General features: G+C 59.8%; 14 protein-coding genes and 2 tRNA genes. 12 read left to right on the forward strand and 4 right to left on the reverse strand.

The features are described 5' to 3' along the window. Positions 1–13 precede the first annotated feature (13 nt). The 3 genes from ACYZT9_RS20975 to pdeM all read left to right on the forward strand — a co-directional run bounded on the left by ACYZT9_RS20975 (position 14) and on the right by pdeM (position 4056). Positions 14–778, forward strand: a complete 765-nt coding sequence (locus ACYZT9_RS20975; RefSeq protein WP_462007233.1) for an ABC transporter ATP-binding protein — start codon at positions 14–16, stop codon at positions 776–778. A 138-nt stretch (positions 779–916) separates the two neighbouring features. Further along, on the forward strand, positions 917–3403 hold the full coding sequence (locus ACYZT9_RS20980) for a ligase-associated DNA damage response DEXH box helicase (RefSeq protein WP_462007234.1): 2487 nt from the start codon (positions 917–919) through the stop codon (positions 3401–3403). Next, a complete protein-coding gene (gene pdeM, locus ACYZT9_RS20985) occupies positions 3403–4056 on the forward strand; it encodes a ligase-associated DNA damage response endonuclease PdeM (RefSeq protein ID WP_462007235.1) in 654 nt (217 codons plus the stop codon). Before ACYZT9_RS20980 ends, pdeM begins: the two co-directional genes overlap by 1 nt. Positions 4057–4073: 17 nt before the next feature. On the opposite strand, the gene ACYZT9_RS20990 is transcribed toward pdeM, so the two are convergent. Next, positions 4074–4283, reverse strand: coding sequence for a hypothetical protein (locus ACYZT9_RS20990; RefSeq protein WP_017336784.1), 210 nt, complete (start codon positions 4281–4283; stop codon positions 4074–4076). Between the two features lie 105 nt (positions 4284–4388). Next, positions 4389–4955: a dCTP deaminase gene (dcd, locus tag ACYZT9_RS20995; RefSeq protein ID WP_028622498.1), complete on the reverse strand. Its 567-nt coding sequence runs from the start codon at positions 4953–4955 to the stop codon at positions 4389–4391. Positions 4956–5308: 353 nt separating this feature from the next. Here dcd and ACYZT9_RS21000 point away from each other — a divergent pair, with 353 nt between their 5' ends. Then, complete coding sequence (locus tag ACYZT9_RS21000; RefSeq protein WP_002554837.1) at positions 5309–5518, forward strand: cold-shock protein; 210 nt, start codon at positions 5309–5311, stop codon at positions 5516–5518. Between the two features lie 110 nt (positions 5519–5628). Here ACYZT9_RS21000 and ACYZT9_RS21005 read toward each other — a convergent pair whose 3' ends face one another. Beyond that, positions 5629–6636 carry a DUF481 domain-containing protein gene (locus ACYZT9_RS21005; RefSeq protein ID WP_462007236.1) on the reverse strand — a complete coding sequence of 336 codons (1008 nt, stop codon included), beginning with the start codon at positions 6634–6636 and terminating at the stop codon, positions 5629–5631. 161 nt (positions 6637–6797) lie between these two features. Here ACYZT9_RS21005 and ACYZT9_RS21010 point away from each other — a divergent pair, with 161 nt between their 5' ends. The 4 genes from ACYZT9_RS21010 to ACYZT9_RS21025 all read left to right on the forward strand — a co-directional run bounded on the left by ACYZT9_RS21010 (position 6798) and on the right by ACYZT9_RS21025 (position 11571). Next, positions 6798–7151: an MGMT family protein gene (locus ACYZT9_RS21010; RefSeq protein ID WP_462007237.1), complete on the forward strand. Its 354-nt coding sequence runs from the start codon at positions 6798–6800 to the stop codon at positions 7149–7151. A 43-nt stretch (positions 7152–7194) separates the two neighbouring features. Further along, a complete protein-coding gene (locus tag ACYZT9_RS21015; RefSeq protein WP_462007238.1) occupies positions 7195–8754 on the forward strand; it encodes an AmpG family muropeptide MFS transporter in 1560 nt (519 codons plus the stop codon). 130 nt (positions 8755–8884) lie between these two features. Further along, complete coding sequence (locus ACYZT9_RS21020; RefSeq protein ID WP_462007239.1) at positions 8885–10600, forward strand: proline--tRNA ligase; 1716 nt, start codon at positions 8885–8887, stop codon at positions 10598–10600. Between the two features lie 17 nt (positions 10601–10617). Beyond that, on the forward strand, positions 10618–11571 hold the full coding sequence (locus ACYZT9_RS21025) for a hypothetical protein (protein ID WP_462007240.1): 954 nt from the start codon (positions 10618–10620) through the stop codon (positions 11569–11571). A 102-nt stretch (positions 11572–11673) separates the two neighbouring features. Here ACYZT9_RS21025 and dinB read toward each other — a convergent pair whose 3' ends face one another. Next, the gene (gene dinB, locus ACYZT9_RS21030; RefSeq protein ID WP_462007241.1) at positions 11674–12735 is read right to left on the reverse strand and encodes a DNA polymerase IV; all 1062 of its coding nucleotides are present in this window, start codon (positions 12733–12735) and stop codon (positions 11674–11676) included. Positions 12736–13036: 301 nt separating this feature from the next. On the opposite strand from dinB, the gene ACYZT9_RS21035 reads away from it, so the two are divergent. The 4 genes from ACYZT9_RS21035 to ACYZT9_RS21050 all read left to right on the forward strand — a co-directional run bounded on the left by ACYZT9_RS21035 (position 13037) and on the right by ACYZT9_RS21050 (position 17631). After that, positions 13037–13113, forward strand: a tRNA-Met gene (locus ACYZT9_RS21035). Positions 13114–13370: 257 nt separating this feature from the next. Then, positions 13371–13447, forward strand: a tRNA-Met gene (locus ACYZT9_RS21040). Between the two features lie 246 nt (positions 13448–13693). Continuing rightward, positions 13694–16336, forward strand: coding sequence for a bifunctional lysylphosphatidylglycerol flippase/synthetase MprF (gene mprF, locus ACYZT9_RS21045; RefSeq protein WP_462007242.1), 2643 nt, complete (start codon positions 13694–13696; stop codon positions 16334–16336). After that, positions 16336–17631, forward strand: coding sequence for a virulence factor family protein (locus tag ACYZT9_RS21050; protein ID WP_462007243.1), 1296 nt, complete (start codon positions 16336–16338; stop codon positions 17629–17631). The genes mprF and ACYZT9_RS21050 overlap by 1 nt, the downstream gene beginning before the upstream one ends. Positions 17632–17717 lie beyond the last annotated feature (86 nt).

The following is a 17717-nucleotide window of genomic DNA, read 5'->3' on the forward strand; positions in this document are numbered from 1 at the left end:
GGATGCATGCCCCATGTACAAACTGACCATCGAAGGCCTGCATAAAAGCTATGGCGATCATCATGTGCTCAAAGGCGTTTCACTCAAGGCCAACACCGGCGACGTCATCAGCCTGATCGGCGCCAGCGGTTCCGGTAAAAGTACCTTTCTGCGCTGCATCAACTTTCTCGAACAACCCAACGACGGCGCCATGACCCTGGACGGCCAGAACATCCGCATGATCAAGGATCGCCACGGCATGCACGTGGCCGACGCCGATGAACTGCAGCGGATTCGCACCCGCCTGGCCATGGTGTTCCAGCACTTCAACCTGTGGAGCCACATGACCGTGCTGGAAAACATCACCATGGCCCCGCGCCGGGTGCTGGGTTGCAGCAAGCAGGAAGCCGAAGACCGGGCCCGGCGCTATCTCGACAAGGTCGGCCTGGCCGCCCGCGTGGCGGACCAGTACCCGGCGTTTCTGTCCGGGGGGCAGCAGCAACGGGTTGCCATTGCCCGAGCGTTGGCCATGGAACCGGAAGTCATGCTGTTCGACGAACCGACCTCGGCGCTCGACCCCGAGCTGGTGGGTGAAGTGCTCAGGGTGATCCAGGGCCTGGCCGAAGAAGGCCGGACCATGATCATGGTCACCCACGAAATGAGCTTCGCCCGCAAAGTGTCGAGTCAGGTGCTGTTTCTGCACCAGGGCCTGGTCGAGGAGGAAGGCGCGCCGGAAGACGTGCTGGGCAATCCGAAGAGTGAGCGGTTGAAGCAGTTCCTCAGCGGTAACCTGAAGTAGACATCAATCCCTGTGGGAGCGGGCTTGCTCGCTCCCACAGGTATGGTGTTGATCCCTGCCACATAAAGCACCTCAATTAAACTAGTCGTATGCCGCCGTGGTCACTGAAAGAATACTTTCAGAGTGCACACCGCCGGCATGGGAACCTCCCCCGACTTCGCAAAACACTGGTTCACCGCCCGCGGCTGGAAGCCGTTCGCCTTTCAGAAACAGGTGTGGGCCGCGGTCAAACAAGGGCAATCGGGATTGCTCCATGCGAGCACCGGCGCCGGTAAAACCTATGCGGTGTGGTTTGCCGCGCTCAACCGCTTCGCTTTTTCCATGGCGTCTGTCGAAAAGCCTCGCAAACGAAAACCGGTTGCCGAACCGCTGACAGTACTGTGGATCACGCCGATGCGCGCCTTGGCCGCCGACACCGGTCGCGCACTGGAAGCGCCGCTGCGCGATTTGCAGATCCCGTGGAGCGTCGGCCTGCGCACCGGTGACACCAGCAGCAGCGAACGCGCGCGGCAAACCCGGCGACCACCCACCGCTCTGATCACCACTCCGGAAAGCCTCACCCTGATGCTCGCCCGTGCCGACGCGCAAACCGCACTGTCGACCTTGCGTATGGTGGTGGTCGACGAATGGCACGAATTGCTCGGCAACAAGCGCGGCGTGCAACTGCAACTCGCCCTCGCGCGCCTGCGCCGGTGGAATCCCGAGCTGATCGTGTGGGGTGTTTCTGCAACGCTGGGTAATCAGGCCCACGCCGAACAGGTATTGATCCCACAGGGCGGCGGTATCAGCGTGCAAGGGCAAAGCAGCAAAGAGTTGCGGGTCGACACCTTGCTGCCGCCCGCGACGGAACGTTTTCCATGGGCCGGACATATCGGCTTGAAGATGTTGCCGCAAGTCGTGGCCGAACTTGAATCCAGCTCCAGCAGCCTGGTTTTCACCAACACCCGCGCCCAATCGGAGATCTGGTATCACGCTTTGTTGGAGGCGCGTCCCGACTGGGCGGGTTTGATTGCACTGCATCATGGTTCACTGTCACGCGACACCCGTGACTGGGTCGAGCGCGCACTCAAGGACGGTCAGCTCAAAACGGTGGTCTGCACCTCCAGCCTGGACCTGGGCGTGGACTTCCTGCCGGTGGAGCGGGTGCTGCAGATCGGCTCGGCCAAAGGCGTGGCGCGACTGATGCAGCGTGCCGGTCGTTCCGGTCATGCGCCGGGACGCGTGTCGCGGGTGACGCTGGTGCCAACGCACAGTCTGGAGTTGATCGAAGCTGCCGCGGCACAGGATGCCGTGGCACAGCGACGGATAGAACCCCGTGAATCGCCCCATAAACCGTTGGATGTGCTGGTTCAGCATCTGGTCAGCATGGCGTTGGGCGGTGGTTTTTTGCCCGATGAGTTGTATGAAGAAGTCTGCGGAGCATGGGCCTATCGTGATCTCACGGTGGAAGACTGGACCTGGGCGCTGGCTTTCGTACGCCATGGCGGACGTTCCCTGACGGCGTATCCGGATTATCGCCGCGTTGAACCGGATGAACAGGGTGTCTGGCGTGTGCCAGATGCGCGGTTGGCGCGCCGCCATCGCATGAGCATCGGCACCATTGTCAGCGACGCAAGCATCCAGCTGAAATTCTGGAGCAAGGGCGGCGGGGGCAAGCAGTTGGGCAGCGTCGAGGAGGGTTTCATCGCACGCCTCAAACCGGGCGACGGGTTTCTGTTTGCCGGGCGGCTGCTGGAGTTGGTGCGCGTGGAAAACATGACGGCCTACGTCAAACGCAGCACGGCGAAGAAAGCCGCAGTGCCACGATGGAATGGCGGACGGATGCCGCTTTCCAATGAACTGGCAAATGCGGTGGTCGAGCGTTTCAGTGCTGCGGCACAGGGCGAGTTCCGGGGCCCGGAAATGCAGGCTCTGCGTCCGCTGCTGCAGGTGCAACAACGCTGGTCCGGCCTGCCGACCTCGGAGACGTTGCTGGCCGAAGCGTTGAAGTCCCGTGAGGGCTGGCATCTTTTCCTTTATCCCTTCGCCGGCCGCCAGGTGCATTTGGGCCTGGCGAGTCTTCTCGCGTGGAGGGTCAGTCAACAACAACCGCTGACGTTTTCCATCGCGGTCAACGACTACGGGCTGGAATTGCTCAGCGCCACGTGCGTGGACTGGTTTCAGGTCCTCAAGCCTGGCTTGCTCAGTCCTGATCATTTGCTCAGAGACGTTCTCGCCAGTCTGAATGCCGGCGAGCTGGCCCTGCGGCGCTTTCGGGAGATCGCACGGATAGCCGGGCTGGTATTTGCCGGCTATCCCGGCGCACCGAAAAGTACGCGCCAGGTTCAGGCCTCCAGTGGTTTGTTCTTCGAAGTGTTCAAGCAATACGACGCCGGGAATCTGTTGCTGGCCCAGGCGGGGGAAGAAGTCCTGCGCAACGAGCTGGATATTCATCGCCTGGAACAGACGCTGGAGCGCATCAGTCGACTCAGGCTCGACGTGCATCCGGTCAAACGTCCTACGCCGCTCGGGTTTCCACTATTGGTAGAGCGCATGCGCGAAAGCATGAGCTCGGAAAAACTCGCCGACCGTATCAGACGCATGGTCAGCGACCTGGAGAAAACTGCCGAAACCGGGAAAGCCTGATGAGTACGCCCTATCCCATACGACTGGCCGGCGAAGAACTATGGCTGCTGCCGGAAAAAGCCCTCTATTGGCCTGCGCAACAAGCCCTGCTGATCGCCGACGTGCATTTCGGCAAGGCCGCCGCCTATCGAAGGCTCGGCCAACCGGTGCCTCGGGGCACCACTTCCAGCAATATCGCCGTGCTGGACGGATTGCTGGCGGCGCTGCCCTGCCGCCAGCTGATTTTCCTCGGCGACTTTCTTCATGGTCCCGGCTCCCATGCAACCGCCACGCTGAACGCATTGGCGGACTGGAGAGCGCGACATCGCGAGCTGCCCATGACGCTGATTCGTGGTAACCACGACAAACGCGCCGGGGATCCGCCGACGTCGCTGAACATTCGCGTGGTGCCCGAGCCGTTACTGTTGGGGCCGTTTGCCTTGCAGCACGAACCCGAACCGCATCTGGAGCGGCACGTACTCGCAGGCCATGTGCACCCGGTGTATCGGTTGAACGGTCGAGGTCGGCAGAGCCTGCGGCTGGCGTGTTTCAGATTTGGCAGGGAAATCAGCCTGCTACCGGCCTTCGGCGCGTTTACCGGTGGGTATCAGGTTGAGCGGGACAGCAACAGCAAGATTTTCGTCATTGGTGACAACGAAATCTGGCCCGTCTGAACCCTCACCCTGCGCAGTCACGCAACCGGTGCGGGAGGCGGTTCATCCGGTAACGTGGGCTCACCGGGTTCGGTGGGTTGTTCGTTGGGGGTATCGGGATCAGGTTGGCCGGGGATGCCCCCCGCCATGCTGATGGGCGGATGTGCCAACAAGGACCAGGCCAAAACGCCAACCTGATTGGGCTCAAGCCTTGCCAGTTCGGCACTTATTCGCGGATCGATCTTCATAGGGCACTCCTGAGCAAAGGCCCGGTTCGCTGTGCGCAAACCGGGCAGTACACCCAATAGAGTGTCTACCCGTCGAAGAATTCCCACGGCCCGTCGGATGATCGATCAGGTGCGCGGCAAAGTCACACCGCGTTGACCCTGATACTTGCCGCCACGGTCCTTGTAGGACACTTCACACTCTTCGTCGGATTCGAAGAACAACATCTGCGCCACGCCTTCGTTGGCGTAGATTTTCGCCGGCAGCGTGGTGGTGTTGGAGAACTCCAGGGTCACATGGCCTTCCCACTCAGGCTCAAGCGGCGTGACGTTGACGATAATGCCGCAACGCGCGTAGGTGCTTTTACCCAGGCAAATGGTCAGCACATTGCGCGGAATACGAAAGAATTCCACGGTACGTGCCAGGGCGAAGGAGTTGGGCGGGATGATGCAGACATCGCTCTTCACGTCGACGAAACTCTTCTCGTCGAAGTTCTTCGGATCAACGGTCGCCGAATTGATGTTAGTGAACACTTTGAATTCATCGGCGCAACGCACGTCGTAGCCGTAGCTCGACACACCGTAGGAAATCACTCGCTCAGCGCCTTCACCGCGCACCTGGCGCTCGACGAAAGGTTCGATCATGCCGTGCTCTTGCGCCATGCGGCGAATCCACTTGTCCGATTTGATGCTCATGGCGGTTTCCTGAATAGCGAGGTGGAAAAAATCTGTCCGGCATCTTACCGGGCGCGCGCTTCGGGTTCAAAGTCCGGGGCGCAATTGTCGCCGATCCCCCGTAAATTCCGGCGCACTGCCACAATAAGATGCACCGTCAGTCACGAAAACAGAGAAACCTTCGCAAGAAGCATTGGCACGTTCCTGAAAAAGGGTTAAGGTGGCGCCACTGTGCTGCTTGTGTCACTGAGAATCTCTACACGATATGTTGAATTTCGATCCAACCATCTACAAGAATTTTTCCTGCTCTTTGCACTCAGTCTCGTCCAGGGTTCTTCCTGGGTCGCAGTTATCTTTGTTCAAGGAGTTACACCATGTCTAATCGCCAAACCGGTACCGTTAAGTGGTTCAACGATGAAAAAGGCTTCGGCTTCATCACCCCACAATCCGGTGACGACCTGTTCGTTCACTTCAAAGCTATCCAATCCGACGGCTTCAAAAGCCTGAAAGAAGGCCAACAGGTTTCTTTCATCGCTACCCGCGGTCAGAAAGGCATGCAAGCTGAAGAAGTTCAAGTTATCTAACTTGTACTTGCTTTAGTAAAAAGCCCCGCCCTTAAAAGCGGGGCTTTTTTGTGCCTGTGTGTTTTTCAGGCAAAAAAAATCGCAGCCCATGGCTGCGATTTTTGTCCGTCTTACCAGGCCACACCGAATCCTGCGGTGTAGCGGGTTTTCTCCAGATCGGCATCGTCGGTACCACTGATGACGTCTCGTTCGGCCTTAAGGTTAAGCGACGCCCACTCGGTCACTTTGTAGCGCAAGCCCATTTCGGCATCGAGCGCGTATTCCGCCACGCCCGACAACGGCTTGCCCACTTCGCCATTGGTGAAGAACTCCACCTGCTTGCCGATCAGGTAGCGGTTGTAATCCCACTTCATCGCCAGGGAATAGAAGTTTTCCTTGCTGCCGTCGGAGAACTCGTAGTCCGTGCGGTTGACCAGCGAACCCAGCGAGAATGCGCCTAGCTCGTCATCCCAGAACTGGTAACCCGGACCGGTACCGACGGTGCGCTGGCGGGATAGGTCTTCAACCTTGTCACGTTTATAGACCGCGCGACCCTGCCAGAACCATTTCTCGGTCAGGAATCGGTCGAGCGAGTATTCGCCCCGCCAGTTGTCGGTGGCGACCACGTCATCCTGGAATTCGCGGTTGTACTCGCCTTCGGCGATATGACGCCATCTGCCATGGCGCGCAGTGGTCTTGAAGTCGATGTCGTAATCGTCGGTATCCTTTTCCGCCCGCTGGTAATCGAGCGCCGCATCAATATTCCCTTTCCATACCAGATCTTCGACGACCGGCTTGGGCTTGAGAATCTGCTGGATACTCGCCAGCTCGACTGTCTTCGGTGCCTCGCCATTTTCCAGCGTCACCTTGCCGTCGTCTGCCGCGTGCAGCGACTTGGCCCTCTCGCCGGTGTAGGCATCCTGTTTGACCAGCAGCTCCTGATCGCTCTCCAGGGTTTTGACCTGCTTCCAGTCGATAGGCACCGCGCCGGCGTACTCGGTCTGAATCAACAGTTTGCCGCCGTCGAACAGCGTGATCTTGCCGCTCAGCTTGTCACCGTTCTTCAACCAGACGGTATCGGCGAGCAAGGGCGTGGAAGCACTCAAGACAGCGAGGCACAGCAGGGTTCTAGACACCATAAGCAAATACAGGCTCAAGTTTGCGAAAAAAGTCGGCATTATCCGAAGGAATAAGACCCTAGCATGGAGTGACACAACAATTTACATGGAGTTCATTTCTCGGAGGGTGATCGAGGATTTACTCTACAGACGGTAATGCGAACCTCTCCAGGAACCCGTTCGTGAACGACCCGACCATCGAAACCGAAAGCGCCGCGCAAATCCGACGCACGGCACTCTATCTGACCCTGGCGCAGGTGCCCGAGGGCAAAGTCGTGAGCTATGGTCAGTTGGCCGAGCTGGCAGGACTCGGCCGCGCGGCGCGCTGGGTCGGTCGCACCCTGAGCCAGTTGCCCGGCGACACCAAACTGCCCTGGCACCGCGTGCTCGGCGCCGGCGGTCGGATCAGCCTGCCTGTGGGCAGTCCTTCGGGGGATGAGCAACGCGCGCGATTACGCTCCGAAGGCATTAGTGTCCTGAATAATCGAGTTGATATTCAGCGCCATGGCTGGCGCCCGGTAGAGCACAGCGGTTAGAGTGCGCGCTTTGTTTCCGTAATCTTGAGGCAGACTTCAGCCCATGCCCCGTAAAACCTGGCGCGCCGCGCTCGCCGCCTATGCCAGCCCTTCAACACTTGTACTGTTGTTGCTTGGTTTCGCCGCCGGCCTGCCCTACATGCTGGTGTTTTCGACACTTTCGGTCTGGTTGCGTGAAGCCGGTGTGGCTCGCGAAACCATCGGCTATGCAAGCCTGATCGGCCTGGCCTACGCCTTTAAATGGGTCTGGTCGCCGCTGCTCGACCAATGGCGCCTGCCATTTCTCGGCAAGCTCGGCCGACGGCGCTCGTGGCTGGTGCTTTCACAGGCACTGGTAATCCTCGGCCTGATCGGGATGGGTTTCTGCGACCCGCAAAAGCATCTTTCCTGGCTGATCGCCATCGCCGTAGTCGTTGCCTTCGCCTCGGCGACGCAAGACATCGCGGTCGACGCCTATCGCCTGGAAATCGCCGACGACAGCCGCCAGGCTGCCCTCGCCGCCAGTTACATGTCCGGCTATCGGATCGCGGCGCTGCTGGCCACTGCCGGCGCGCTGTTCTTCGCTGAAGGCTTCGGCTCCACCGGTTTCAACTACAAGCATTCGGCATGGGCCGGGACTTATCTGCTGTTCGGCGCTCTGATGGTACCGGCGTTGCTTACCTCGCTGTTCATGCGAGAACCGCCCGTGCCGTTGCGCACGCAGCTGCAGGCCGGGCGCTACAGCTTCGTGCATCAGCTGGCGTCGGTGTTCGTGCTGATCGTGCTGCTGATTTCCGTGCCGGCCATGTTCACCCAGCTCTACAACACGGACTTCGCCAGCGTGCTGTTCGACGGCGTGAGCCTGCTCGACCTGCTGCTCGAAGACCGCGCGCTCCTGCGGGCGATTCTTTACACCTCGCTTACCGCGTTGTGCCTTTCGGCCATGGGTCGCCGTGGGCTCGCGCCAGTGCTGACCCCGATCAACGACTTCATTCTGCGTTACCGCTGGCAGGCGCTGCTGCTGCTCGGGCTGATCGCTACGTATCGGATGTCGGATACGGTCATGGGCGTGATGGCTAACGTTTTCTATATCGACCAGGGCTTCACCAAGGATCAGATTGCCAGCGTCAGCAAAATCTTCGGCCTGATCATGACGCTGGTAGGCGCCGGCATGGGCGGCTTGCTGATCGTGCGTTTCGGCATCCTGCCGATTCTGTTCATCGGCGGCGTGATGTCAGCGGGGACCAACCTGCTATTCCTGATGCTCGCCGACATGGGCGCCAACCTGAACATGCTGATCGGCACCATTTCCCTCGACAACTTCAGCTCAGGCCTGGCGACCTCGGCGTTTGTCGCCTACCTGTCGAGTCTGACCAACCTCAAGTTCTCTGCCACCCAATACGCCCTGCTCAGCTCGATCATGCTCTTGCTTCCACGCCTGATCGGTGGCTATTCGGGGGTCATGGTGGAAAAATTCGGTTATCACGATTTCTTCCTGATCACCGCGCTGCTCGGTGTTCCGACGCTGCTGTTGATCGCCCTTCAGTGGTTCCAGGAGAACCGTCGCGAAGGTCCGACACCAAGGTCTGAGCCGGTTCCGACGCAGGTCGCGGAAGAATCGTAGGAAGCATCGCAGAGGGTGGTGGGATTCCCGCCCTCCTCCCACACCACCGACCGCGCGCCTGTACGCCAGCAGATCTCGCCCGTACAATGCTCCGTCATTTCTCGTCATCAGCAACCGACAACGGCCAACCATGCGCACCAGTCAATTTTTGCTCGCCACACAGAAAGAAACGCCTTCCGACGCGGTCGTGATCAGCCACCAGCTGATGCTGCGCGCCGGCATGATCCGCAAACTCGCCTCGGGCCTGTACACTTGGCTGCCGATGGGCTTGCGAGTGATGCGCAAGGTCGAAGCCGTCGTTCGTGAAGAAATGAACGCTGCGGGTTCTCTCGAAGTGTTGATGCCGAGTACTCAACCGGCTGAGCTGTGGCAGGAATCCGGTCGCTGGGAAGAATACGGCCCTGAATTGCTGCGTTTCAAGGATCGCCACGGTCGCGACTTCTGCGCCGGCCCGACCCACGAAGAAGTGATTACCGACCTGATGCGCAACGAATTGAGCAGCTACAAACAGCTGCCAATCAACCTGTATCAGATCCAGACCAAATTCCGTGACGAAATCCGCCCACGCTTCGGTTTGATGCGCGGCCGTGAATTCATCATGAAAGACGCCTATTCGTTTCACGCCGACCAGCCTTCGCTGCAGGTCACCTACGACCGCATGCACCAGGCGTACTGCAACGTGTTCACCCGTCTGGGCCTGAAGTTCCGCCCGGTTGAAGCCGACAACGGCTCGATCGGCGGCGCCGGCTCCCACGAGTTCCACGTCCTGGCCGAATCCGGTGAAGACGATATCGTCTTCAGCAACGGTTCCGACTACGCCGCGAACATCGAGAAAGCCGAAGCCGTGCCACGGGAAACCTCCCGTCCGGCACCGGCTGAAGAGCTGCGCCTGGTCGACACGCCAGATACCAAGACCATCGCCGCGCTGGTGGAAAAATTCAATCTGCCAATTGAAAAGACCATCAAGACCCTGGTCGTTCACGCTGAAGAGAAAGGCAAGCTGATTGCCCTGATCATCCGTGGCGACCACGAACTGAACGAAATCAAGGCCGCCAACCAGCCAGGCGTTGCCAACCCGCTGGTCATGGCTTCCGAAAGCGAACTGCGTGACGCAATTGGCGCCGGTGCCGGCTCTCTTGGCCCGTTGAACCTGCCGCTGCCGATCATCATCGACCGTTCCGTCGAGCTGATGAGCGACTTCGGTATCGGCGCGAACATCGACGACAAGCACTACTTCGGCGTGAACTGGGAGCGTGACCTGCCAGTTCCGACCGTTGCCGACTTGCGCAACGTCGTGGCTGGCGACCCTAGCCCTGACGGCAAAGGCACCCTGGAAATCAAGCGCGGCATCGAAGTCGGGCACATCTTCCAGCTGGGCAACAAGTACAGCAAAGCGATGAAGTGCGAAGTGCTGGGCGAGAACGGCAAGCCGGTCACTCTGGAAATGGGCTGCTACGGCATCGGCGTTTCCCGCGTCGTGGCTGCGGCCATCGAACAAGGCAACGATGACAAGGGAATTATCTGGAGCGACACACTGGCTCCATTCCAGATCGCTCTGGTGCCACTGCGCTATGAAACCGAACAGGTTCGCGAAGCCACCGACAAGCTGTATGCGGAACTGACCGCGGCCGGTTTCGAAGTGCTGCTGGACGATCGCGACAAGAAAACCAGCCCGGGCATCAAGTTCGCGGACATGGAGCTGATCGGCATTCCTCATCGGATCGTGGTCAGTGACCGCGGCCTCGCCGAAGGCAATCTGGAATACAAGAGCCGCACCGAGCCCGAGGCGCAAGCGCTGCCGGTCGCTGACGTGCTGTCCTTCCTCCAGGCCCGTATCCGCCGCTGACACCAGATAGAGAAGTCATGTTCAAGCGAAACACCTTAGGCCTCGGTGGTGCCGCCCTGTGCGGCACCCTGCTGGTCAGCGGCTGTGCCAACCACATGTCGCAACGCAGCGAGCACGAGGAACGTGTCGAGCGCAAACTGCTCGATCACAGCCTGCAGATCGATGTCGGTGAGCCCAAGGTGCTTGAGCTGCCGCAACGCCGGGTGAAAATCCACGAGCAGAAAACCTTCGAGGTCACCGAGTTCGAGGTCACGCGCCACTATGATCGCTATACGCCTTACCAACCCTGGCGGGAGGTCTACGAGATCCCGCTGGGCGCGGTGGCCGTGGTGGCCGGTGTCGGCGCGAACGTGGTCAACGTGTTCGCCCTCGGCAACTTGCCAGATAGCGTGACCAAGGACTGGTTCAGTTACGGCATCGCCGGGCTCAACCCGTTCATGAACGCGCCGTCCCACGGACGTGCGCAACAGAACCTCGCGGGTATCGACGAAGTCCAGCTCGACAAACGCACGGAATACTCGAGCCTGCCGTGGAGCGAGCGCCCGGTGGAGGTCAAGGCCGGCAAGGAAACGTTCGAGCTGAGCACCGACAAAAACGGTGTGTTGCGGATCAACCTGCTGGACAGCCCGTTTGCCGAGCATGACATCAACCATCTGAGCCGGCTGCTGATCAGCGTCGCCGATTCGCAGGACGATGTGCACAGCGATTCTTCGCTGGCGGTCAGCAGCTCGCTGCGCGGCAAGCTGCTCGAAGCGCACGGACTGATTTACGAAGACCTCGAAGACGACGAAGTGAGCCAGTGGGTACACCGGGTCAAACGTCTGTCGGAGCTGGGTCTGGAAGAAGAAGCCAGCGAACTGGAACAGAGCCTGATTGAGCTGACGCGTAACGATCCAGAGCTGCAGACCGAATTCCTCAAGTCGTTGACCAAGGATGCCGGGCGCTTGGTTGCCGATCCAAATCCGAATTAAATCGTTGTAGGAGCGAGCTTGCTCGCGATGGTGTGTCAGCCGACAGCAATGTGTCTGACAGCCCATCGCGAGCAAGCTCGCTCCTAAAAAATTCGCTGCAACCTACCGCTCAAACAACTCCATCTGCTCAAACCCGCCGCGCAAATCCTCCAGCCTGACCCCGACCCCCAACAACCGCACCGGCTTCCCGCCGCGATTGAACGCCTGGGTCAGCAACAGCTTATAACTCTGAAGATCCCGCCCTGCCCCGGCCTGCTCCAGCGTGGTCTGTGTGAAGTCATGGAATTTCACTTTGACGAACGGCTTGCCTGGCCGATAGCTGCTGTCGATTCGCCCCATGCGCCCCGCCAGGGTTTCCAGCAACTCAGGTAATTTATCCAGACAGCTCACCAGATCCGGCAGATCCACGTCGTAGGTATTTTCGACACTGATCGACTGCCGCCGACTGTCGTTGTGCACCAATCGCTCATCGATCCCACGGGCCAGGCTCCAGAGTCGCTCGCCAAAACTGCCGAATTCACGCACCAGCGCCAACTTGTCCCATTCGCGCAGATGCGAGCAATCGATAATGCCGAGCCTGCCCAGTTTGTCCGCGGTCACTTTGCCCACTCCGTGCAGCTTGCTGACGGGCAAACCGCTGACAAAGTCTTCGACCTGATCCGGTGTAATGACGAACAAACCATTGGGCTTCTTCCAGTCGCTGGCAATCTTGGCGAGAAACTTGTTCGGCGCAACGCCGGCCGAGACCGTGATGTGCAACTGATTGGACACCCGCCGGCGGATGTCCTGGGCAATCCGCGTGGCGCTGCCGCCAAAAAGCGCGCAGTCCGACACGTCGAGGTAGGCCTCATCGAGGGAAAGTGGTTCGATCAGGTCGGTGTAATCGCGAAAGATCGTGTGTATTTCCTTCGACGCCTCTCTATAAGCGTCCATGCGCGGCTTGACGATGGTCAGGTCCGGGCACAACTTCAAGGCGTGCCCGGAAGACATCGCCGAACGCACGCCATACGCCCGTGCTTCATAGTTGCACGTGGCAATCACTCCGCGCCGATCCGCCGACCCGCCTACCGCCAGGGGTTTTCCGGCCAGGCGCGGGTCGTCACGCATCTCGATGGCGGCGTAGAAGCAGTCACAATCGACGTGGATGATTTTGCGCTGAGTCATATAAAAGCGGTGTTCATGTTGAAGAAATGGTTTCAACGAATGCAGGATCCGCAGTATCTCACTGACACCTGTATATAGCACCAGTAGTCCGAATGTTCTTTCCCAATGGTAGGAAATGGTACCGATTAATTTATTTTGTCAATCGAAAGCCATTCGACGATAGAGCTACAGGCCTTGCCACACCTGACTCACAGCCGGTTACACCGGCTTCTTTTCAAGCTAAGCGATTGAACCAGAACAGGTTTTATCTGAATTGAAGGTTGACAGCCCGGCGATCCTCTGTAGAATGCCGACACACAGACGCGGGATGGAGCAGTCTGGTAGCTCGTCGGGCTCATAACCCGAAGGTCGTCGGTTCAAATCCGGCTCCCGCAACCAAACATCGAAAAAGGCTACTCGAAAGAGTGGCCTTTTTTGTGCGCGTCCAAAAAATTCTGTAGGAGCGAGCTTGCTCGCGATGGTCGTGAACGATAACGCGTGAAACCTGATACCCCTTGTGGTCTTGAGTTTTTCGCGAGCAAGCTCGCTCCTATGCCCTCCCCTGCGACCATTCGCCGCTGATCCCGCTTATTTGCCTCGGCACCGGATTAACGGTTGACACTCCGGCATATCTCTATAGAATGCCGCCACACAGACGCGGGATGGAGCAGTCTGGTAGCTCGTCGGGCTCATAACCCGAAGGTCGTCGGTTCAAATCCGGCTCCCGCAACCAAACATCAAAAAAGGCTACTCGAAAGAGTGGCCTTTTTTGTATCTGTTGAAAAAGTCCTTTCGCAACAATGACCTGTCACTCTGTAGTGAGGCGTTCTGGATCGCAGACAGAACCCTCTACGACGGATGACATGCCATCGCCGGTCATCGGTGAGAGGCGTTAATATTTGTGATTATTTTTTTCTACAGGGATTGGTAACTTGGCTGGATACCCCCATCCTGTCGCGCACAATCCAAGAGGTGATTGATGCGCGCCAACTCGTCTGATCCGCAAGACTCCGTCACCGCGACACAACCCATCAAGGCCGAGCGCCTGCGCTTGCTTGATCGGGTCAGCAAGTACCGCCAACCCATCGGTCTGGCGGTCACCCTGCTGTTGTTCGCGATCGCGCTGATTGCCTGTCGCCACTTGCTGAGCGAACTCGATCTGTACGCTCTGCATGACTCGATTCTTGAAGTGCCAAAACCGGCACTGCTGGGCGCACTGGCGGCGACCGTCGTTGGCTTCATCATATTGCTCGGCTATGAATGGTCGGCCAGCCGCTATGCCGGCGTGACGCTGGCGCCGCGCATTCTGGCCTTGGGCGGGTTCACAGCATTTGCCATCGGCAATGCCATCGGCCTGTCGATGCTCTCCGGGGGCTCGGTTCGCTATCGTTTATATGCACGTCATGGTTTGGGGGCTTCGGAAGTCGCTCACATGACGCTGTTCGCCAGCCTCTCGCTCGGTTGCGCCCTGCCCCCGCTGGCTGCCCTCGCCACACTCAGCAACCTGCCTGCCGCCTCCGCCGCTCTGGGACTATCGCAGATGCTGCTGGCTGCGATTGCTACTGCGGTGTTGCTGTTGTTTACCGTATTGGCCGTCGGCATCTATCGCCGACGCCTTCCGGAGCAGCCTTATGCGGACAACCTGCTGGTCAAGGTCGGTCGTCGCACCTTGCGCCTCCCCGGCCGCCGTCTGACCTTCCTGCAACTGATCATTACCGCCCTCGATGTGGCCGCCGCCGCCACCGTGCTTTATCTGTTGCTACCGGAAGCGCCACCCTTCGGTGCGTTCCTGCTGGTGTATCTGCTGGCGTTGGCTGCGGGCGTGCTCAGTCATGTGCCCGGTGGCGTTGGGGTGTTTGAAGCGATTCTGCTGGCCGCCTTCGCCGACCAACTCGGCGCGGCGCCACTGGCGGCCGCGCTGCTGCTCTATCGTCTGATCTATGTGGTGCTGCCGTTGCTGGTGGCCTGTCTGCTGCTGTTGATCAACGAAGGCCAGCGCCTGTTTCAGACACGTCAGTCGTTGCGCGCCGCTTCCGGTCTGGCCGCGCCGATTCTGGCGGTGCTGGTGTTCCTGTCCGGCGTGGTGTTGCTGTTCTCCGGCGTGACCCCGGAAATCGATACGCGCCTGGAGCACATCGGTTTCCTGATCCCTCATCGGCTGGTCGACGCCTCGCACTTCGGCGCCAGCCTGGTCGGCGTGCTCTGCCTGCTGCTGGCTCAAGGGCTGCGCCGGCGCCTGTCGGCCGCCTGGATGCTGACCACCATTTTGCTGCTGGTCGGCGCCGCGCTCTCGCTGCTCAAAGGCTTCGACTGGGAAGAGGCCTGCCTGATGACCCTGACCGCGAGCCTGCTCGGGGTCTTCCGACGTTCGTTCTATCGCCCGAGCCGTTTGACCGAACTGCCGTTTTCACCGCTGTATCTGGTGTCGAGCCTGTGCGTCCTCGGTGCGTCGATCTGGCTGTTGTTGTTCGCTTATCAGGACGTTCCATACAGCCATCAACTCTGGTGGCAGTTCACGCTCGACGCCGACGCCCCGCGTGGCTTGCGCTCGCTGCTAGGCGCCGCCGTGCTATTAGTGGTGGTGTCACTGACCTGGCTGCTGCGAACGGCGCGCCCGGTGATTCACCTGCCGACACCGGATGAGCTGGACCGCGCGGTAAAAATCCTGATGGCCTCCGCGCAACCAGACGGAGGACTGGCCCTCACCGGTGACAAGGCGCTTCTTTTCCACCCTAACGACGAGGCGTTCCTGATGTACGCCCGCCGTGGGCGCAGCCTGGTGGCCTTGTACGACCCGATTGGCCCGACCCAGCAACGGGCCGAGATGATCTGGCAGTTCCGCGACCTCTGCGACATTCACCATGCCCGCCCGGTGTTCTATCAGGTCCGTGCCGAGAACCTGCCGTACTACATGGACATCGGCCTGACCGCGATCAAGCTCGGCGAAGAAGCCCGGGTCGACCTGCAGCGCTTTGATCTCGAAGCCAAGGGCAAAGAGATGAAAGACCTGCGCTACACCTGGAATCGTGGCACCCGCGATGGCCTGTCGCTGGAGATCCATGAGCCGGGACACGCGCCAATGGACGAGCTCAAGGTGATTTCCGATGCCTGGCTGACCGGCAAGAACGTGCGCGAGAAAGGCTTTTCCCTCGGCCGTTTCAGGGACGATTACCTCAAGCATTTCCGCGTTGCGGTGATTCGTTTCGAAGGACGTCCGGTGGCATTCGCCAATTTGCTCGAGACTTACGGCCATGACCTGGCCAGCCTCGACCTCATGCGCGCGCACCCGGACGCCCCCAAGTTGACCATGGAATTCATGATGGTCGGCCTGATTCAACATTATAAAAATCATGGATACGCGCGTTTCAGCCTGGGCATGGTGCCGCTGTCGGGGTTGCAACCCCGTCGTGGTGCACCACTGACTCAGCGCTTGGGCTCGATGGTGTTCCGCCGTGGTGAGCAGCTCTACAACTTCCAAGGCTTGCGCCGCTTCAAAGACAAGTTCCAGCCTGACTGGGAACCCCGTTATATGGCCGTGCCCGCCGGACTCGATCCGCTGGTCGCGCTGGCCGACACTGCCGCCCTGATTGCGGGCGGCTTGACTGGATTGGTGAAACGCTGATGATTCGACGCTCCTTGCCGTACGTACTGGCCACACTGGTAGTGCTGGCCCTGATTCTCGGTGGTGGTTTCTGGTACCTCAAGCGCCCGGCGCCGGAGCCGACCCTCGCACGGCTGACACCGGCCGACGGCGCCGCGATAACCCGCGTCACCCCCGGCAACACACCACGCGCGCAGGTGCTGGTGGCGGTCACCGAAGAGCAGAAGCTCAGCGACAAGCAATTGATGACCCTTAGCCGTACCGGCTCGGCACAGATTGTTCAGGTGATCCTGCCAAAAGACTGCCTGCTGCAAAGTCGCGCCCTGCAATCGGGCCTGAGAGAACTGAAAGGCCCAGCGACGCTGGTCAGCGGCATCGGCCCTGGCGCCGTGCTGGCGTGGCGCTGGTTGTCCGAGCAGAAGGACGACAAGGCTCAAGCCGTATCGGTCGACCTGGCACTCGAAAAACCCGGCTGCACGCACCTGTTGCCGAAAAGCTCCACCCACGGTCACTGGCTGGTGGCGTGGAACGACAACCCGGACGACACCAGCGCCAAGTTCGTTCGCGACCAACCCAACGCCGAAACCAGCATCAGCGACTACGACATCAACCTGCCGCAAGTGCTGAACAACGAACTGCGCAAACTCCTGGTCGGCGGCGACAAAGCCGCTGGCGGTCTGCAGATTCCGGTGGTTGAAGTCCCGGCCGGTCAGGCCAGGGACACCGTCACCCTCTTCCTCTCCGGCGACGGCGGCTGGCGCGACCTCGACCGTGATGTGGCGGGCGAAATGGCCAAGCTCGGCTACCCGGTAGTCGGCGTCGACACCTTGCGCTACTACTGGCAACACAAGAGCCCGGAGCAAAGCGCCCTGGACCTCGCCGAACTGATGCAGCATTACCGGCAGAAATGGGGCACCAAGCGCTTCATCCTCACCGGCTACTCATTCGGCGCCGACGTCTTGCCGGCAATCTACAACCGCCTTGCCGAATCGGAACAGCAGCGCGTCGACGCAATCATCCTGCTGGCCTTTGCCCGCACCGGCAGCTTCGAGATCGAAGTCGATGGCTGGCTCGGCAACGCCGGCAAAGAAGCCGCCACCGGCCCGGAAATGGCCAAGCTGCCACCAGAGAAAGTGGTGTGCATCTTCGGTGAAGAAGAAATCGACGAAAGCGGCTGCACCGACAAGACCGCTGTGGGCGAAGCGATCAAATTGCCTGGGGGGCATCACTTCGATGAGAACTATCCGAAACTGGCCGGACTGTTAGTGGATGTGATCAAAAAGCGCCAAGCGAAGGATGCTGCGGCTCAGGAGTGATGTGAGACAGCCCCCACAAAAAAGCCCTCGCTACCTTACGGTAGCGGGGGCTTTTACATTCCAGCAGACATCACTGTTCAAATGTG

It is taken from the genome of Pseudomonas sp. ZT5P21 (assembly GCF_054897785.1).